The sequence below is a fragment of the Thiohalocapsa sp. ML1 genome, assembly GCF_001469165.1.
In the GTDB taxonomy this organism is placed as follows: domain Bacteria; phylum Pseudomonadota; class Gammaproteobacteria; order Chromatiales; family Chromatiaceae; genus Thiohalocapsa.
This window is the reverse complement of sequence record NZ_JABX01000032.1, coordinates 1-17762: the sequence shown is the minus strand read 5'-3', so window position 1 is coordinate 17762 and position 17762 is coordinate 1. Positions and strand designations below refer to the sequence as shown.

The following is a 17762-nucleotide window of genomic DNA, read 5'->3' as shown; positions in this document are numbered from 1 at the left end:
GCGGCAATGTCCGGAGACGGGGAGGCGCGCGTGTCGGGTTGGGCACCAAGTGCGAGGATGCAAAGCGACAGCGGCGGCGCCAAGCGCGGCCAGCGCCGGCATCGGCACCGCTTCGGCTTCACCGGCCGGGCCTCAACTGTCGTAGACGTGGTTCAGCGCAATGATGCTCCATGCCGTGACCAGATTGGGATCGCCCTCCCACCAGCGGTTGGAGATCGTGTTGACCCAGGCCCCATCCTTGCGCTGCAGCGACAGGAGCTTCTCGGCAAGGTCGCGGCGCCAGTCGTGGACCTTGCCGTCGGTATCCGTCACCGTCGGCTCGCCATAGGCCGCCATGGCCTTGGCGAAGGCGTTGTAGTAGTAAAAGAGCCCCTGGCCCTCTTTGGCGTTCGGGTTCGTCTCCAGCGTGTAGTTTGCGCGAATCCAATCGTAGGCGGCCTGCACCCGGGGGTCGGTCTTGTCGACACCGGCAAACAATAGGCTCAGGAGTCCAGCGCTGGTCATGCCGCCGTAGGACTCGCCGCCGCCATGCGGGCTGTAGTTCGGCATATAGCTGAAGCCGCCATCGTCCACGCTGATCTCCACATCGTTGGTCTCGCTGTTGTTCTGGTTTCGAGAGACGAACACAAGGGCCTTTTCCCAAACCGGGTCGTCCGGGTCGAAATCGGTCGCCTTCAATGCCTCCAGCGCCATGTACATATTGGATAAATCCGGTCGCTCGTCGCCGCCGTAGCCGATGCCGCCGTAATACTTGTGGTCGCGCTCGTAGCCGTCGGCGTCGTCGAGCTGCAGCCCGGCCAGGAACTGCTGCGCATTGGCGATGCTGTCGGCAAATTTGTCGTTGCCGGTGGCGGCCAATGCCGTGATGCTGACCGCGGTGTTGTAGTTGCGATTGTGATTGGTCTCGCTGATGGAACCGTCGTCCTTGACGTGCGCCAGCAGATACGCAATAGGGCGGGTGATGAAGGGCCCATCCGCCTCGGTGTAACCCCGCGGGCTTTCTAGGTAGGCGCGCAGGGCCAGCGCCGTGACGCCGACGGAGTCGGACCAGGAGCCGTCGTCCGCCTGGGCCTCGCGCAGGTAACGCAGCCCGTCGTCGATGGCGCGTTTGACTTTCGACCTCAGCTCGGCAGGCAGGGCGGGCGACGCCGCCGCAGGCGCCGCGTTGCTTATCGGTTCGGCTGGCGTCGCCGGTGCGTCTTCGGCAAGTGCCTGCGGTTGGATGACAGCGCAGATGAGAAGCGCAAGTAGGCTGGAAATGACGAACTTCATGGTGCGATCTCCGCTTCATTGCTTTGGGGTATGTGAAAAGCCCTGCCTTTCGGGTGACGCCGAGTAGCGGCGCGACGGAGTGCGACACCGACCCACAGGAGCGCCACGCCAGCCATCCACACGGACAACAGCATCAACGCCTCAGGGTAGTCGTACCTAAGACTACCGATCGGTGAATACCGGTAGAACCACTCCGAGCGCAGATAGTCAACGCCCGTGCCGGCTGCCAACAGTGTCAATGGGTTCATGGCTACGAGGCCGTCGATGAAGCCGTCTGTTCGGCGCATCGACGCGAGCCCTTCCGCGAGCCAGACGGGCGTCAGCGTCAGCGCGACCAAAGCCGACAGCGAGAGGGCGTGCACTGCCGCGATCGCTCGAGGTGGCGCCAGCAGGCAGATTGCGCCAACGGTCAGAAATAGCGTGCCCACAGCGAGCGCAGCGCTCGCCCCAGCCTGAAAGCCTGCGCCATCGAGCCAAGCGAGGGCGAGTGCCAGCGCCGCAACGCGCAGCGCCGCGCGCAGCACGGCGGCGATCGGCGTCCGATGACCCAGTGCCGCGGGCAGCGCCAACAAGAGCGCGGCCGCCAACACGGCAAGTGGGGCTGCGCAGGGCGCTAGCAGCGGATCGAGCAGCCGCCGCAGCGTCATCCAGACCAGTAGGGCGACGAGGCCGGTTGCAGCAGCGGCGGCGTACCGTCTGTGCTGGTTTGGTCCGGCTGGGGCGTGGTTGGCAGGCACCGTGCTCGCCGCTCTCAGCCCTGTCGCCGGTGCGTCTCGATGTACTGCATCAACATACCGAACTGACGTTGCAGGTCCATTTCGTCGACGTGCAGGGGATGCTTGAAGAACGCCGCCAGATGGGGCATCGGGCCGTGTTCGCCCTGGCGGGCGGCGAAGTCTGCGAGGCGCGCCAGGTCCAACACCAAAGGCGCGGCGAGGATGGAATCGCAGCCCTGCCAGGTGAACTGCATGGTCATCGGCACGTCCATGAAACCCTCGAAGTGAATCAGGTCCCAGGCCGTCTTCCAGTCGCCGAGCGACGGCACATAGTTGATCGTCACGCCGGCATGGGGACTGTAACCGAGGATGTTGTCTAGCACGCCGCGCTTGTGCCGGAGCTTCATTTCACGGTTGCGCGGGTCTTCCAGCGCACGGCCGTCGTTGTTGCCGAGCAGGTTGACGCCCTCCCAGCTCAACACGCGCAGATTGCGCAGGGCAAACATATGCGCGAGGGCGGTCTTCAGCAAGGTCTCGCCGGTCTTGCCGTCATCGCCGTAGAAGGGCACGCGCCGGCGCTGCGCAAGCTCGGCGAGACCGCCCCAGTCGGTGCCGGCATTCGGGGTGAAGTTGATATAGGGGCAACCCTCGGCGACCGCGGCCCAGGCATAGCAGGCCGAGGGCGGCATCAGGTCCTTGCGATCCTGCTCGATCAGGGACTCCACCCCGGCCGCATGCGCGCGCAGCGGTGACGGCGGCGGCTCCGGCGCCGCCGACATCAGGTTGACCACGACCACCCGCTCCAGGCCGTGCCGCGCCTGGAACGCGGCAATGGCCTCGCGGATGCGGCTAACGACCGTCTGCAGATGCGGCAGGTCGGCTGCGGGTGCCGCGGTATCCCAGGTCAGCGCCGCATCCCGCAGCACGTCGCTCTCGTACCCCGCGATATCCGGCAGAACGGCATCCAGCACATCGCGATGGACGGTCCTGGAGCCGCGCGACAGCGACATTGCGACGTCGCGGAGACTGGTTGCGCCGATGTCGACACCGCCGAAGCGCAGGGCGTGGATGGGGCGCAAGCGCAGCGGCGCGAAAGCGGCCTCGGCCGTCGTGAGCCCCGTCGTCGAAACGAGGCCGCGCGTCAGCGCCGACGCGCCGACCATGGCGGTCGCGGCGATCTCGCCCGCCGCACCGACGAGCCAGACGCCCAGCTCTGGGCGATCCGTTAGAGGCATATCCGACACTGCACTGTTCCTGCCTGCCGCTGGGCGTGCGTCCAAATGGACCGATAGGTTAACCGAAACGCTGCCCGACGCCGTAACCGCCGGTTGCGGGCGGCGCAGCGCGTCGCGGCGCGATCGCCGTGCGCCGCAGCGAACTTTGTGTGCCCGTCCGTGCGCAGAGTAGTACAACTCGCGTGCCAGTCCCGGATACGCCGGGTTGACGCAGCCAAAACCATTGCTTGATCCGATGATTAGGCCCGTTTTGGGTGATCGCTGCAGACGTCGCCCGCGCGTCACGGCGCTCAGACGTTGTACAGCAATACCGCACAGACGCCGCTTTTGTGCTATACATCAGGGTGTTGAAGGTGAGCGACACGTCGGCATAGCTGTACAGATTCGAGACAGGCCGAGTGTAAAGCAGGATTTACGGCGGATGCCGGTGCCGACGATCGGGAAAATGCTCAATCCCTCAGTAGCTTGTGGTTGTAGTGGCGCGGCCCGCACGGGCCGTGGACGCCGGGTCGGGCCAGCACCCGGCCGCAATCGCCAGCCGCGAGGCGCGGGCCGCGCTGCAAGTGTCGGGAAATTTTACAGTCTGCGCGGCCGACTGCCGAGGCGGCTCGTTTGCCGCCGCTTACGGGGGCCTTGCGACTGTCACAGAAGGCTATGGAAAACAGCTTATTAGGGGTAAAGCGTCGTCGCGTTCCCGAAGCCGCTGGTCATCTTTGGTTTGAATATTGCAGTGGCGTTCAGCGTTGGCTGCATGTGTCACGGTCAGCCGTGATGCGTCAGCCGACTGCAATAAGCCAAGCAAGACCCTACTCAGGCGCCGGCCTGGATCAACTCTTTCAGGAGGCTGTCGACAGAATGAAGCGTCTATCGATCATCCGACCAGCGAGCGTCGCCCTGTGCGCTGCCCTTGCGACCTCGGCGGCGCAGGCCGCCGAGGTCATCAATATCGACTTTTCAGGGGTTCCGCTGTTCACGCAGGACCCCGTCATTCAAGGCGTCAGCTTTGTCGCCGGCGCTGCGGCTGACTTTGCCGACACCATTACTGACGACTCCGCGACGCCCGGCAATCCGGCTCTTCTCGCCGGCCTTGACGACTCGCCGACGAACTACACGCCGTTCAACACCACCGCCTTTATCGGCGCCGCTTTGTCGTCTGTCCTCGGCAGTGCAACCGACACCACCACCATCGACCTCTCCGCCAGTTTTCTGTCGCCGTTGCCTACCGGCGCGACGATCTTGGCGGAGGCATTGCTCGGCGGCGTCGTGCAAGGCAGCGACAGCTTCACCACCAGCGGCACGACTGCGCTGCCGCTCCGTGTGGTGCTTAACGCTCTGGCATTCGATGCGCTGCATGTCTACGTCCCCGCGAACTTCGGCAGTGTGTTCTTGATCGACGACTTACGCGTGGACGTGACGAGCAATGGTCCAGGGCCGGGGCCGGGGCCGAATCCGGCACCGGCACCGGCTACCCTGCTGCTGCTCGGCCTCGGTGCCGTCGCCATGCGCTTGTCTCGTCTCATGAACCGGGTCGCTTGAGTTGGAGGGCCGTTGACCGGGCCGGCGCGCTTGCCGTCTTCAACTCGCAAAGAACGGCAAGCCGGTGGGGAGCGGCATCAGCGAGGGCTTAACGCGGCATACGCCCGAGGGGCCAAAAGGGGGTGCCGTCGTTTGCGAGGGTGATTCGGTTTCGGGCGTTGCTCGCGCCCACACTTGTATGGAGGGTTTCATTGATGTCCCGCTCGTCCCAGCGTTCGATCAGAACAAACGTAGTGCGCGTGGTCCTGCCCATGACGGCGGTGTCGCTCATCGCCCTGTCCGCGTCGCTCTGTGCCAGCGCGCCCGCCGTGGCTAGCGCGGTCGAAGTGCGCACGCAGCCGAGCGGTCCTGAGATCGCCGACGCCTATGTGCTGGCCGGGGAGACCCGGACCTATTTCGGCAACGTCGAGGGTGGCAGCGGGGCTTATAGCTGCCGCTTCACCATCGACGGCGTGCCGGGTGCGCCGTTTTCACCCACGGATCCGACCTATATCGCGACGACCCACAGTTTCCCGGGGGCGTCGGGCGCTAAGACCGTGAGCCTCTACTGCGAGGATCAGGCAGACCCGAACGCCAACGACAATTCCGTCATCTTGGTACGCGTGTTGGGCGCTGACACGGACCTGAGAAAGAAAAACTCCGCCATCGACAACGGCCTGCGCTACATCTACCAGCAGCAGACCAAGACCAGTGGCTGTTTCAGCGGCAGCGGCCAGCCGGTGGCCAGCACCGGCCAGGCGCTCATCGCCTACGAGAACCACGGCCACAACCTGGATGCCGATGACCAGGACATCTACAAGTGGTCGCTGCAAAAGGGCCTGCAGTGCCTCTACGACAACTCCACCACGGTGAATATGACCGAGCAGCCCTGCATCGGTGATCCGGAGGCGGGTGATGGTGACACCGATGCCGATGGCAAGGGCATCCGCTTCGGGTCCACCGACCAGTACTACGGCCCTTTCGCAGTCCTGGCCATCGTCAACTCCACCGATGCGACCACCGCCCAGGGCATCTTCCCGACCACCACGTCCGGCTCGGACCTGATCAACGGCAGTAACAGCCTCTACGACATCATCGTCGACGCCAAAGACTACCTGGCTTGGTCCCAAACCGACGAAGGTCCGGGCGGCGACGGCAATCTCGCTTACTGCGAGCTGTACACGCCGGAGGGTTCTTGGGCAGGCGAGATTTATGGGGACACCCAGGATGGAGTGACCTGGAACTTCGATGGCTATGCCAATCTCTGGTACGCCATCGGCGCAGGCACGGTTTGCGGCGACGGGCCCTGGCCCTGGGGTGTCGACTTCGGCGATGGCAGTACGGCCGGGCGGCAGGACAGCGTTTGTCCGTACGGTGACTTCTACAGCTATGCTTACACGGATGGCTGGCCCGATGGCTCGACGGGCGAGCTCATGCACACCTATGCCACGCCCGGTACCTACAATGTTGAGGTCAGCTTCAACGACACACTGAGCTGCACCATGCAGATTGAAGTGACCGAAGACGGTAACAACTGCGGCCGCAACGGCTGGCGCTACAGCGAGAACGACTCCAGCATCGACAACTCGGTGGCGCAGTGGCCCGCCTTGGCCCTGTTGGAGACGGAAAACCGCTGGGGCATCGCCACCAAACAGGCGGTCAAGGACGAGCTGGACGGCTGGCTCGACTACAGCGGCGACGATGGCTCCTGCGGCGTTGCAGAGGGCGGCGGCTCCTATGGCTACTCATCACCTTGTAGCTGGCTGAATTACGCCAAGGCCGGCGCCGGCCTCATCATGCGCCATTGGACGGGCTATGGCCCGGCCGACCCCATCAACCAGTTGTCGCTGGACTATCTGGGCAACACCTACAACCGCGACGGCTCTGGCTCTGACGACAACAGGGGCAGCTTCTATGCCATGTATGCCTTCTACAAGGGCATGAAGCTGTACGGCCTGACCAGCCTGGCGGTGCCGGCCGGCGGCAGCAGCATCGACTGGGAGCAGGACTACAACACCTGGTTGGTGGCCAACCAGAACGCCAATGGCGCTTGGAACAGCGACACCTGGATGGACGCGCGCATGGCGACGAACTTCGCGGTCTCCATGCTCGCCCCCGAGGTGGCGTCCCTGCCGCCGGTGGCCGTTGCCGGCGGTCCCTACCCGGACGTGAATGCGGGACAGCCGACCCGAATGGACGGTAGCCAGTCCTTCCATCAAGACCCGGCCAAGTCCATCGTCAAGTACGAATGGGATTTCGATGCGTCCAACGGCCTGTGGTGGGAGACCTTGCAAGTGCCGCCTGCCGGCGAGGGTGCCACCGGTCAGGTCGTGACGAACCCGGGTTATATGGACACGGGTGCAGATGCAACCTACACCAGCACGCTGCGCGTGACGGACAACTCGGAGCCGGCGGCGACGGATACCGATACGGCGACCATCCGCGTCACCACCGGCAATGTGCCGCCGACGGCGATGACCAATGGCCCTTGGGCGGGCGTGCCGAGCCTGGATGCTGCTTGCAACCCGGCCGACCCGGTGGCGGTGAACAACACGGACTGCTTCCCGATTACCTTCGACGCCAGTCGCTCGACAGACCCGAACGCGGGGCCGCCGCTGGACGACGCCATCGTCAGCTATGAATGGGATATCGACGGCGATGGTCAGTTCAACGAGGCAAACGGCGACGACGGCTGGCCGCAGGGTGCTCCCGGCACAGCGGACGAGTGGAGGGTGACCAAGAAGCTTTACACACAGCCCACCTCGGGTCTGGCGACGCTGCGGGTGACAGACAGCTTTGGGCTGCAGAACTCGGCGTCCAACGAGTTCGTGTCGATCGCCTTTGTCTTCGCCAACAACTACCAGGCGTGCTACAGCCGGCGGACCTCGCGTTTCACGCAGGAGCAAGGGGTCGCGGTGACCTTCGGCAATATCGGTGACGGCGTTGCCGAGAATGTGGTCATGACGCTGACCGGCACACCCAATAACGTGACGGCCTTCAAGAATAGAGCGATGCTCGGCGACATCGCTCCGGGAGAGGGCAAAGCCTCCGCGTGCGACGGAAGCCAATCGGGCAGCGAAATCGTCCTGCGCACCCAGCTCAATGTGCCACCCGGCGGCATCTACACCTGGCGTGCGGAGTTCGATTTTGATGGGAAGAGTTACATCATTCCCGACCTGCCGGCCATGGCCCCTTAGGCATGGCTTGAGTCCCGCCGCCGGTCGGCGGCGCGGACCCGCTGTCTCGTTTGCGCTGGGCCGACCCTTTTCGGGGTTGGCCCTTTTTGCATGACATGGTCCGCCTGCGCGTGGCCCTTACTCCCGGCTGGCGTGCTGCCGAGCTTGGCGGATATCATGCCGCCGGAGTGTTGGCGCCCGCTGCGCGTGCATGCGCTGCCCGGGATCGGGGGCAGCGCAACCCCGGAGGCTGTTTGATGAAGTCGCGAGATCCCAGAGCTACGCATCCGCGGTTATCGCGCGGCGTGTTGGCGCTCCTGATCCTGGCGTTGGCGGCAGCCGCCCCAGCCGCGCTCGGCGATGATGCTGACCAGGGGCTCGAACAGGGCCAGGGAGGCGCTGCGGTGGTCGTGACGCCCGCCGTTGGTCAGGGCGCCGTGGATGGTGTCGTTGCAGGCGCGCGTGCGGCCGGCAAGGGTCCCCCGCAGCCGCCGCCAATCGAGCGCATCGACCAATATCGCGCCCGCATCGGCACTATCCTGTTGGATCGGCAGGCACGCCGGTTCACGGTGCCGGGCCGGGTGATCTGGGAGCAGGGCGCGCTGGAATTCCTGGCTGTCTCCCGCGGTGGGCGCAAGGGCTACGAGAGCGTGTTGGAATTGGACGTCAGCGCGCGCGAGTTCAATCTGGCCTGTCTGCTGATCGGGCTGCGCGCGGATAGGGGCAGGACACCGCGCTTCCACTTCGATCCCGAGCCGGTGGAGGGTACGGCGGTCGCCATCAGCCTCGGCTGGCAGGAGGATGGCACCCGCGTGGAGCTACCCGCCCACGAGCTATTCGTGGTGGAGGGCGAGACCGCGCCCTCGCATCGGTGGATCTACACCGGCTCGCGCTTCGCGTCCGGCCGACGTTTTCTGGCGGAAGAAGACGGCACCCTGATCGGTTTCGTGCATGCACCGTCGAGTGTGATCGAACACCGCGAGGGCCTCGGGCTCGGCGACTATGGCTCGGTTGGGATCAAACCGGACCGACTGCCGGCCCTCGGCACCGCCATCGATATGACGGTGCGGTGGATGTCGCGCACTGAGGCTGGCCTCGGTGAGATGACCGATCCGCGCCGCGAAACGCCAGCCGCAACCGACGCGCCCGAGCCGTCGCCGGCGCCGCGTCCTTCTGCCCCGGCGACACCGAACCCGCCGCCGCATTCCTGAACAGCGTCGTTGGACGGTCGTCAGGGCGCGTCCCGCGGGCACTCGCAAGGCACAGGGTCAACCGTTCTTGTGAGTTTCATCATCCCCACCCATGTCGCCGCCCGTCGTGCGCATCTTCTTGCGCAGGGTGGTGCGGTGCAGGGCGAGCAGTCGGGAGGCTGAGACCTGGTTACCGCCGGTCAGGTGCAAGGCTTCCGTGATCAGTTCCTGCTCCACAAAGGTCACCAGGCGGTGGAATGGACCATTGCCGTCGGCGGCGTCGATGGCACCTCCCTGCGTTGCCTGGCGCAACGCTGCCCGCGCAGCCTGTCCCAATCGTTCCAGTAGGCGGTGGCCGTCGGCGATCTCCGACCCGGGGGCGGTGGGCAGCTCGACGTCGTGGACGCTCAGCACGGGTCCGCGCGCGCCGAGCACCGAGCGCTTGATCAGGTGTTCCAGCTCGCGCACGTTCCCCGGCCAGGCATAGCTCTTGAGGTGGTCGAGGGCAGCCGGCTCGATGCCGATGAATCGCTTGCCGAGCTCCGCGGCGGCCTGCTGCAGGAAGTGGCTGGACAATAGGCCGATGTCATCGACGCGCTTGCGCAGCGGCGGGATGCGCAGCGTCACTAGGTTCAGCCGATGAAACAGGTCCTCGCGAAAGCGTCCCTGCTCGACCTCTGTGCCAAGGTCGCGGTTGGTCGCGGCGATCACGCGCGCGTTCAGCTCAAGCGGCTGATGGCTGCCGACCCGCTCGAATTGTCGCTCCTGCAGCACCCGCAGCAGCTTGCCTTGCAGTGTCAGCGGCAGCTCGCCGATTTCGTCCAGGAACAGGGTGCCGCCTGCCACCGCCTCGAAGCGTCCCACACGCCGCTCGGCCGCGCCGGTGAAGGCCCCGCGTTCATGCCCGAACAGCTCGCTCTCGATGAGAGGTTCCGGGATGGCGGCGCAATTGACGGCGAGGAAGCGCGCCTTGCGCCGCCCGCTGTAGCGGTGAATGTCGCGGGCGACCAGCTCCTTGCCGACGCCGCTCTCGCCGGTCACGAGCACCGCGAGGTCGTTGTCCGCCAGTAGGGCCATGAGCTTGAACACCTCCTGCATGGCGGCGCTCTGGCCGATGAGCTGTGCCGCAGACCCCGGCGCCGCAGCATCGGTCAGCGCGGCTTGGGGCAGTGTCTCCGGCGCCGGCCTATAGAGCGCGCGCTGCAGGAGATCGCGCACCCGCGTCAGTTCCAGCGGTTTGCCGAGGTAGTCGAAGGCGCCCAACTCAAGCGCCCGCTTGGCGGTGTCCATGGTGCCGTAAGCGGTCATGACGACCACCGGCAGTTCCGGGTAGTCGGCGCGGATGCGCTCCAACAGGTCGAGGCCGTTCATGCCGGGCATGCGTACGTCGAGGAAGACTGCATCGACCCTGTCCGCGTGCAAGTGCTCCATTGCCTGCTTGGCGTTTGCGGCCAGTAGTGGCCGATGTCCCGCCTGCCGCAGCATCCGGGAAAAGGCCATGCAGATGGCATGCTCATCGTCTGCGACCAGGATGTTGCTCACTCGGCCTCCGTGTGCGTGGCATCCAGCGGCAGCCTGACGTCGGCCTGCACACCGCCGAGGGTGCTGCGGCCGAGGATCAGGGTGCCGCCGTGGGCCGCTACCAGCTCGCGGCTCAGCGGCAACCCCAAGCCAAGCCCCATCGGCTTGGTGCTGGTGTCGGTGCCGACGCGCAGGGCGCGCGGCGTCGGGTCAAGGCCCGGGCCGTCGTCTGCCACGGTGATCACGATGTCTGCCGTGTCGGGGTCATGCCGGCAGGTTACCAGCACCCGCCCGCCGTCGGGCAATGCGTCGCGGGCGTTGACCAGCAGATTCAGAAGCACCTGCTTGAGCCGGTCCGGGTCGAGGCGGGCCTCGGGCAGCGGCTCCGCCAGCCGTGTCTGCAGGTCGATTCCTTGGTGTTTGAACTGCGCCTCGAACAGTGCAGTCGTTTCCGAGACCAGACGTCCCGGATCAATCGCGCAGCGTTCCAGGCGCGTCGGGGCGCCTTGTGCCTGACTCAACACGCCTGCGACGATCAGCTCGAGGCGGTCCATTTCGCGCTCCAGCGTAACGACGGTTGCACGCCGATCCGGCGGCAGATCCTCTGTCAGCAGTTGAACGTTCAGCTTGATCGCGGTGAGGGGGTTGCGAATCTCGTGGGCGATGCGTGCGGCCATGTTGCCCAGTGCCGCCATGCGGTCCTGTCTGACCATCTCCTGTTCGTAGCGCGCCAGGCGCTCCGTCATGGCGTTCAGCGCGCTGGCCACCTCGCCGAATTCGTCATCGCGCTCGACGCGAACGCGCACATCTCGCTCCCCGCGCGCGATCGCTTCGGCCATGCGCGACAGTGCCTCGACGGGCTGCGTGATGGAGCGGCCGATGCGATGCAGGAGCCAAGTCAAGCCGACGACGGCGGCCATTGCGGCCAGCCCCAGCCAGAGTGCGCTCCGGCGCGAGGCGCGGCGGATGTCCGACAAGTCTGCTGTGATCAAGATCGCGCCGTAGCGGTCGTCGCGCCCCGCGGGCAGAGCCCGCCGCACAGCCACGAATCCAGCGGCCTTGAACGCGACGACGGGCGCTGCCGGCCCGGCGTCGGATGCCGGCAGGGTGCGGAAGAGCGCGGCGGGTATGGGCGCGGTGCTGAAGGTTACGCCGGCATGGTCTTTGCCGAGCAGCGCGATGTTCGCCCGCAGCAGGCGCGCCAGCCGCGCCAGCAGGCCGGGGGTGAGCGGAAGGGCGCCGTCCGCCAATACGCCGGCCGCGTGCTCGAGTTGGTCGGTAAGCCGCCGCTCCAGGGTGGCCGCGTACATCAGGTTCCCGAGCAGCCAGGCCACCAGGGCGCCGGAGACGATGAAGGCGATGAAGGGCCACAGGAAGCGCCGGTGTATGCGTGGACGTCTCACCAGCGTTTTCTCAAGGATTCCGGCGCGCGAGTCATAGGCGCTGCGCTGAACCGCGCGGCCCTTTCTCCACCAGCCCCAGATACACCGATCGCCTTTCCGTGTGCGCTGCGGCTAACGCCGAGGGTCCTGCCCGCTATCGACCGCACGGCGCCAATGGCGCCAAGTGAGCCACGCGAGCACCGGCATCAGCATGGGCAGCACCAGGCCGGGTCCAGCCAGGGCGCCGGGGAGCAGGGCGGCGCCGTTGCCGGTCAACGCGAGGGCATAGAGCGCGTTGCCCGTGGCGGTCACAGTCAGGAACTGGATCACCGGCATACGCTCGGCGCCGGCGGTGAAGGTCACCGCCTCGGCGAACACGGGGACCGGCCGGCTCAGGAACAGGGCCACCAAGGTGGGCGACTCGGGTAGGCGAGCGCCGAAGCGCGACAACAGCAGTCGGCCGGCGGCGTAGCCGATCAGATTACCGAGCACGAGGCCGGCCCAGCACCAAAAAAATCCGCTCATGAAACCCAGCCGGGCGCCCAGCATGGTGCCGACGATGCTCGACGGGATGGGGATCAGGACATCGGCCGCCAGCAGGCCAGCGCCCGTCAGTCCGAACAGAAAGGCGTTCCCATCGCTGGCCGACAGCCACTGCTCCCCCGGCAGCTCCCCGATCACCGCGAACGGAACGATGGGGATGAGCAGCGCGATCAGGATGACCAGCATGCCGCGCGTTTTCGGGCCCATGTCGCTGCCGAGCCTCGGCCTTCAGCGCTTGCCCCAACCGGTCACGGCCGTCACTGGTACCACCTCAATGTCGACGAAAGCGCGAAAGGGGGCTTGGAGGTCGTCCAACAGAGCAGGGTCTTCCGTCTCCAGGAGCGCGAAGGTGCGCGAGCGGTCGTTGGCAGCCCAGTCGCCGTGGAGTCGCACAGCCTCGGGGATACTGTCATAGAAACCCTGCGCGAGCTGGCCGAGCTTGGCGTACTGCTCGGGGGTGAGATCGCTGCGGGTGCGGTTGATGAGCATATAGAGCATGAGGATCACCTGGGCGGCTGGCGCTGACTGTACCATCGTGGTCGTGCGCGTCCCTGCTAAGTAGCACCGTGCCGTGTGCACGGCCAAAGACGGGTGCTAGGCGTGACGCGATGCCGGTGCGCGCGTCGCGTCAGAGGATACCCTGCGCTGAGCGGCATTCGGTAACCTCGTGTGACGTGGGAGCAGGTCGGGGCGGCCCGCGCTGTTTCCGCAGAACAGGCCGCAGAACGCGCGGCATTGATGCGAGTGCGGTCATGACCGATGAATCCCGCGCGCTCTGCCGCCTTGCGTTCGCCGGGATGGATGGGCAGATTATACTGACTGGGACAGGATTGTCCGCAGGCTGTGAGCGTGTGACAAGCCTTCGGCCATCCGCTGCAGCCCTGCAGGTGACCGCCTTGTCGCTCAATTCCATCCTTGTGCCCCACCGGAGGCGACCGAATGATGCCGAACCGATCCGCCAGCGCCTTGCTTGTTGTCGGTTTGTTGGCGGTGCATGGCCTGCCGGCCCAAGTGTTGGAGGACGCGAGCGCCGTCGCGGTGAGCACGTCGGCGCCGACTGTGCACGACTTCGTGGTGACGGGGATCTTCGGCCGTGAGGCGGACGGCTATATTGCGCTCGTCGAGTTTCTAGACGGGCGGCATCTGCGCGTGCGTGTCGGCGACAGGATCGGCACCGCGGCTGTCGAGGAGGTGACGGCGCATCACATCCGCATCCGTATGCCTGGCGCGCTGTCGCTCCAGACCATTCCACTGAAGGGGACCGGCAGGCAGATCGAGGCAACGGCGCTGGCAGCCCCGACGACGTCGGGCAGATCGAGCAGCCGGCGGCCGTCCGACGAAGCAACCAGTCAGCCGACGCAGGAGGGCGCCGACAGCGAAGCCGCGTCACCGATGGCCGGGGCGCCTGACGCGATGCAGGACGATGTAGACGGTCCCGGCACGCCGTTGCCGCACGATTGGGCGATGGGGCAGTTGGCACAGGAGCTCGATCGGCTGCTCTCGGAGCTCCCGGGGGAGGGGCCACCGGATGAGCTCGGCACCTTGATCGGCCCGTTGCTCGGTTTGCCGGCTGACGCGCAGGTCGTCGAACTGCAGAGCGCGCCGCTGCGGCATATGACCGAAGGGCTCCGGTACATGCAGAGTACGGCGCAAGACAACGAGATTATCCGGCTCACCATCGAGACCGGCGGAGAGCGGCAGCGGGTGATGGTCATGCCGGGGTCCGAGGGTGCGCCGGCGCGTGTGCATACCTTCACGATGGGCGCGGCTTACTCTCCGCTTGTGTCGTCACCGTAGCCGGGCGGCCAGCGGAGGTTGGCATTGCTCGGGTGCGTTGGCAGGCCCCGGGCCGGGCTCTCTTCTCCCGCTGGTCGCGAGGCTGTAGCATCCGGCGCTGGTTCAAGACCATCCTCCCGCGAGGCCGACCATGTCTGACGCTGAACTGCCTGCCTCTGCCCGCCTGAAGGTCGAGCTCATGTTCGAAGGGGTGCGCTACAGCCCCGCGTTGGGCGCGGCGAGCGAGCATGCGTTCCCCAATTTTTACCCTTACCGCTTTAGGCCGGGTGAGCCCAATCCAAGTGGCCGGGACAAAGTGGCCATTCCCTATCTGATGACACTGCGTGATGGCACCCTGATACGCGTCAAGGGCAGTGCCGATTCTCCGTGGCGTGTCGAAGGCGACCGCACGGTCGGTTATCGGATCGAGAGCGACGATGGGCGAAGTCTGCCGATCGCGTTCGAGCCTCTGCCGGCCTGGATGCAGGGCAAGACCGACGACGGCTTTCCGATGGCGCAGGCCGGGGTGAGCCTGCATGGCGACATGGCCGTCATCAACATCGCCCCGGGCTGCGAATACTTCCTGAGCCGCGCTCAGGATGGCGACTCGTTGCGCTGCACCTTCTGTGCCTATGGCGCGCCAAACGAGCGGATCAAGCACTTTGAGCAGCGCATCGGCGAGGCGGGGCTGGCGTCGATCGCCGTGTCGCGGATGCAGCAGACCCTGACCGCGGCGCTCGACGAGGGCGGCATTCGCCACATCTACTTGGTCGGCGGCTCGATGACCGACTGGGATCAGGAAGGGGCGCGCTTCATCGCGCTCGCCGGCGCCGTGCAGCAGGTCAACGACCACCGCCTGCCGGTGGCCTGCGGCTCGGGTGCCTTGCCGGAGGCCAGGCTCGATCGCCTGCACGGCGATGGGCTGGTGGACCAGATCTGCTTCAACCTGGAGGTCTGGTCAGAGGCGCTGTTCGCCCGCGTGTGTCCGGGCAAGCAGCGCTACGTTGGCTACGACCGCTGGCTGCGCGCCCTGGAGCAGGCGGCATCGCGCTTCGGACGGGGCAACGTCTACAGCGCCATGGTCGCCGGCATCGAGCTGGAGCCCGAGCACGAGATGACCTGGGAGCAGGCGGCGGCGCTCGGCGTCGATGGCGCCGTGCAGCTCTTGAACCGGGGCGCGATACCAGTCTATTCCCTTTACTGGCCCACCGGCGGGCGGGACCATCCGGACTACTTCAGCCGGCTGCAACACTATTTCGAGGCGCTCAACCTCGGCTATGCCCGCATTCGGCGCGAGCGGGGCATCCGCATTTCGGAACGCTTCCTGACCCATCGTTCCGCCTATATGCAGTTGGAGTGCGATATCGACCGAGCGGAGGTCGCCGGTGCCTGAACCAAGAGCCCCCACCAGCGCCCCGGACCCGGCGCCGTTGATGGCGCTGTCCACTGCCCACTGGGGCGCGCAGGTGCTGCTGACCGCAAACCGACTCGGGCTATTCGGGCTGCTCGCGGATGCGGCGTGCGGTGCGGACGAGCTTGCCAAGGCTCTGTCGACCGAGCCGCGCGCAACTCGGCTGCTGCTCAACGCCTGCGTCGGGCTCGGCCTGCTCGCGGCCGACCGCGATCGCTACGGCTTGAGCCCGCTCGCCGCCGCTTATCTGGTGCCCGGCCGGCCTGGCTACCTTGGTGATGCCTTCCGCTACAGCGACGACCTCTATACCGCTTGGGGCCGACTCGGCGAAGCGCTCGCGAGCGGCCACCCGGTGGTGGCGGCGGCGGACTACACCGGTGGTGAGGCGGAACGGACGCGGCATTTCGTCTACGGCATGCATAACCGTGCGCTCGGAATCGGCGGGGCGCTGCTGAGTCTGGTAGACCTTGGCGAGCGGCGCCGCTTGCTGGACGTCGGCGGTGGCCCCGGCACCTATGCCGCGCTGTTCGCCCGGCGCCACGCGGACCTCAGGGCGACGGTCCTGGACCTGCCCGGCGTCGCCGAGATCGGCGTCGAGATCGTCGCCGCCATGGGTGTCGGCGACCGGGTTCATCACCAGAGCGGCGATTACAAGACGACCGCGTTTCCGGTTGGCCATGACGCCGTGCTGATCTCCGGCGTCTTTCACCGCGAGACCGAGGCCGGCTGTCGCGACCTGATCAACCGCGCCGCTGCGGCGCTCGCGCCTGGAGGGCTGCTCATCGTCAGCGATGTGTTCACGGACGCGGGGGGCGCGGAGCCGGTGTTCGCCGCCCTGTTCGGGCTCAACATGCTGCTTACCGCTGACGACGGTGGTGTGCACGCGGATGCTGATGTGGTGCAGTGGTGCTCGGACGCGGGTTTCACGCGGGTGCAGCGGTGTTCATTTCCGCCGCCGATGCCGCATCGGGTGGTGACGGGCGTTCGGTCTTGAGCGCTGGGTGTCGCCCAGACTCGGCCTGTGCGTCGCAGTGGCCCGGCATCAGCCCAAGGCAATCTCCATTAGGCGGCCGACTCTGCCGAACTTCGACTCGGGGCGGCGACTGATCGAGGTTGAGAAGACTGCGCACTGTTGCTGGCGGTGCGGCGGTCTAGATACGGTCTTGCCAACATCACGCCCGATACCGGACTCGAAACCTGGATAAACGCTCGGGGGCTTTGCAATGCGAAATTGCACCGCCCGTGTTCGAGTTCTGCTCCGCAGTCGGCTCCCCAGCTCCACTCCACAAATCGAGTGGATATCGTTGGTGGAATTTCCTATGCTTATCGGGCTGCGGCCGACAAAGGTCGACGGACCACAATGCCGGGTACAGGCAGCGGTAATCGTCGCGCGCACGCGCCCTTTAAGGCCTTGATCATAACTCCGACCAAAACCCAGTAGTGCACTGAGATATCGCCTTGAGGGAGGGTGGCAGAACCTCCGAAATTTCCTACCCTTGGAAGTGCAAGCTCACCGAGGGTCAAGAAACATGTTCGAAGGTTCTACCAACTCAGACTTTAGTCCAGCGGCAAGCGCTTCGCCAGTGGCAGCCCGAGCGAAGCCGGCGACGCGCTTGGAGCGGGCGCAAGCGCTCGCGGCGGCGGCGCGCTGCCGGGCGGCGGGGCAGAGCGAGCGTGCCGCGGCTGCTGGCATCGGGCGCCCGCGCAGCACCTTGCGGGACTGGTCGCAGGCGGACGTGGTCTCGCCCGAGGTGCCGGCGGCCTTGGCCGCGTTGTTCGCCTCCGAAGCGGGCGTGCGGTGGCTGCATCGGCTGGTCTTGGCCCTGCAGTTCGTCATCACCCTGCGCGCCGGCGGCGGCGTGCGCTTGGTCTGCGAGTGCTTGGAGCTCAGCGGCTTGTCGGCGTTCGTCGGCGCCGCTTACGGCAGCCAGCAGGGGTTGAACGCGGCGCTCGAGCAGGCCGTGGTGGCGATTGCCGCCGAGCAGCGCGCGGCGCTGGCCGCGGGCATGGCGCCGCGGGCGGTGA

General features: G+C 66.3%; 13 protein-coding genes and 1 pseudogene. 7 read left to right on the top strand and 7 right to left on the bottom strand.

Annotation, left to right across the window (positions count from 1 at the left end):
• Positions 1 to 132: 132 nt before the first annotated feature.
• The 3 genes from ML01_RS18430 to ML01_RS18420 are packed head-to-tail and all read right to left on the bottom strand — an operon-like array spanning position 133 to position 3268.
• A complete protein-coding gene (locus ML01_RS18430) occupies positions 133 to 1272 on the bottom strand; it encodes a prenyltransferase/squalene oxidase repeat-containing protein (protein WP_058556866.1) in 1140 nt (379 codons plus the stop codon).
• On the bottom strand, positions 1269 to 2009 hold the full coding sequence (locus tag ML01_RS18425) for a hypothetical protein (RefSeq protein WP_156427828.1): 741 nt from the start codon (positions 2007 to 2009) through the stop codon (positions 1269 to 1271). Before ML01_RS18425 ends, ML01_RS18430 begins: the two co-directional genes overlap by 4 nt.
• A gap of 14 nt (positions 2010 to 2023) precedes the next feature.
• Positions 2024 to 3268: an inositol-3-phosphate synthase gene (locus ML01_RS18420; RefSeq protein ID WP_216819224.1), complete on the bottom strand. Its 1245-nt coding sequence runs from the start codon at positions 3266 to 3268 to the stop codon at positions 2024 to 2026.
• Positions 3269 to 3877: 609 nt separating this feature from the next.
• Here ML01_RS18420 and ML01_RS18415 point away from each other — a divergent pair.
• The 3 genes from ML01_RS18415 to ML01_RS18400 all read left to right on the top strand — a co-directional run bounded on the left by ML01_RS18415 (position 3878) and on the right by ML01_RS18400 (position 9125).
• Positions 3878 to 4759 carry a hypothetical protein gene (locus tag ML01_RS18415; protein ID WP_156427827.1) on the top strand — a complete coding sequence of 294 codons (882 nt, stop codon included), beginning with the start codon at positions 3878 to 3880 and terminating at the stop codon, positions 4757 to 4759.
• Positions 4760 to 4998: 239 nt separating this feature from the next.
• Positions 4999 to 7935, top strand: a complete 2937-nt coding sequence (locus ML01_RS18410; protein WP_162268053.1) for a hypothetical protein — start codon at positions 4999 to 5001, stop codon at positions 7933 to 7935.
• 236 nt (positions 7936 to 8171) lie between these two features.
• Positions 8172 to 9125, top strand: coding sequence for a YdjY domain-containing protein (locus ML01_RS18400; RefSeq protein ID WP_156427825.1), 954 nt, complete (start codon positions 8172 to 8174; stop codon positions 9123 to 9125).
• 57 nt (positions 9126 to 9182) lie between these two features.
• On the opposite strand, the gene ML01_RS18395 is transcribed toward ML01_RS18400, so the two are convergent.
• The 4 genes from ML01_RS18395 to ML01_RS18380 all read right to left on the bottom strand — a co-directional run bounded on the left by ML01_RS18395 (position 9183) and on the right by ML01_RS18380 (position 13048).
• Positions 9183 to 10646, bottom strand: a complete 1464-nt coding sequence (locus ML01_RS18395; protein ID WP_058556859.1) for a sigma-54 dependent transcriptional regulator — start codon at positions 10644 to 10646, stop codon at positions 9183 to 9185.
• Positions 10643 to 11959, bottom strand: coding sequence for a HAMP domain-containing sensor histidine kinase (locus tag ML01_RS18390; protein WP_156427824.1), 1317 nt, complete (start codon positions 11957 to 11959; stop codon positions 10643 to 10645). Before ML01_RS18390 ends, ML01_RS18395 begins: the two co-directional genes overlap by 4 nt.
• 180 nt (positions 11960 to 12139) lie before the next feature.
• Positions 12140 to 12757, bottom strand: a complete 618-nt coding sequence (locus tag ML01_RS18385) for a hypothetical protein (protein WP_058556857.1) — start codon at positions 12755 to 12757, stop codon at positions 12140 to 12142.
• A 21-nt stretch (positions 12758 to 12778) separates the two neighbouring features.
• Entirely contained in the window at positions 12779 to 13048 is a 270-nt protein-coding gene (locus ML01_RS18380) for a DUF3303 domain-containing protein (protein ID WP_162268052.1), read from the bottom strand.
• A 441-nt stretch (positions 13049 to 13489) separates the two neighbouring features.
• Here ML01_RS18380 and ML01_RS18375 point away from each other — a divergent pair, with 441 nt between their 5' ends.
• The 4 genes and pseudogenes from ML01_RS18375 to ML01_RS18360 all read left to right on the top strand — a co-directional run.
• Positions 13490 to 14347, top strand: coding sequence for a hypothetical protein (locus tag ML01_RS18375; protein ID WP_058556855.1), 858 nt, complete (start codon positions 13490 to 13492; stop codon positions 14345 to 14347).
• Between the two features lie 130 nt (positions 14348 to 14477).
• The gene (locus tag ML01_RS18370) at positions 14478 to 15719 is read left to right on the top strand and encodes a radical SAM protein (RefSeq protein WP_156427823.1); all 1242 of its coding nucleotides are present in this window, start codon (positions 14478 to 14480) and stop codon (positions 15717 to 15719) included.
• Positions 15712 to 16731 carry a methyltransferase gene (locus ML01_RS18365; RefSeq protein ID WP_156427822.1) on the top strand — a complete coding sequence of 340 codons (1020 nt, stop codon included), beginning with the start codon at positions 15712 to 15714 and terminating at the stop codon, positions 16729 to 16731. The genes ML01_RS18370 and ML01_RS18365 overlap by 8 nt, the downstream gene beginning before the upstream one ends.
• A gap of 589 nt (positions 16732 to 17320) precedes the next feature.
• Positions 17321 to 17762: pseudogene (locus ML01_RS18360) on the top strand (hypothetical protein); the annotation flags it as partial.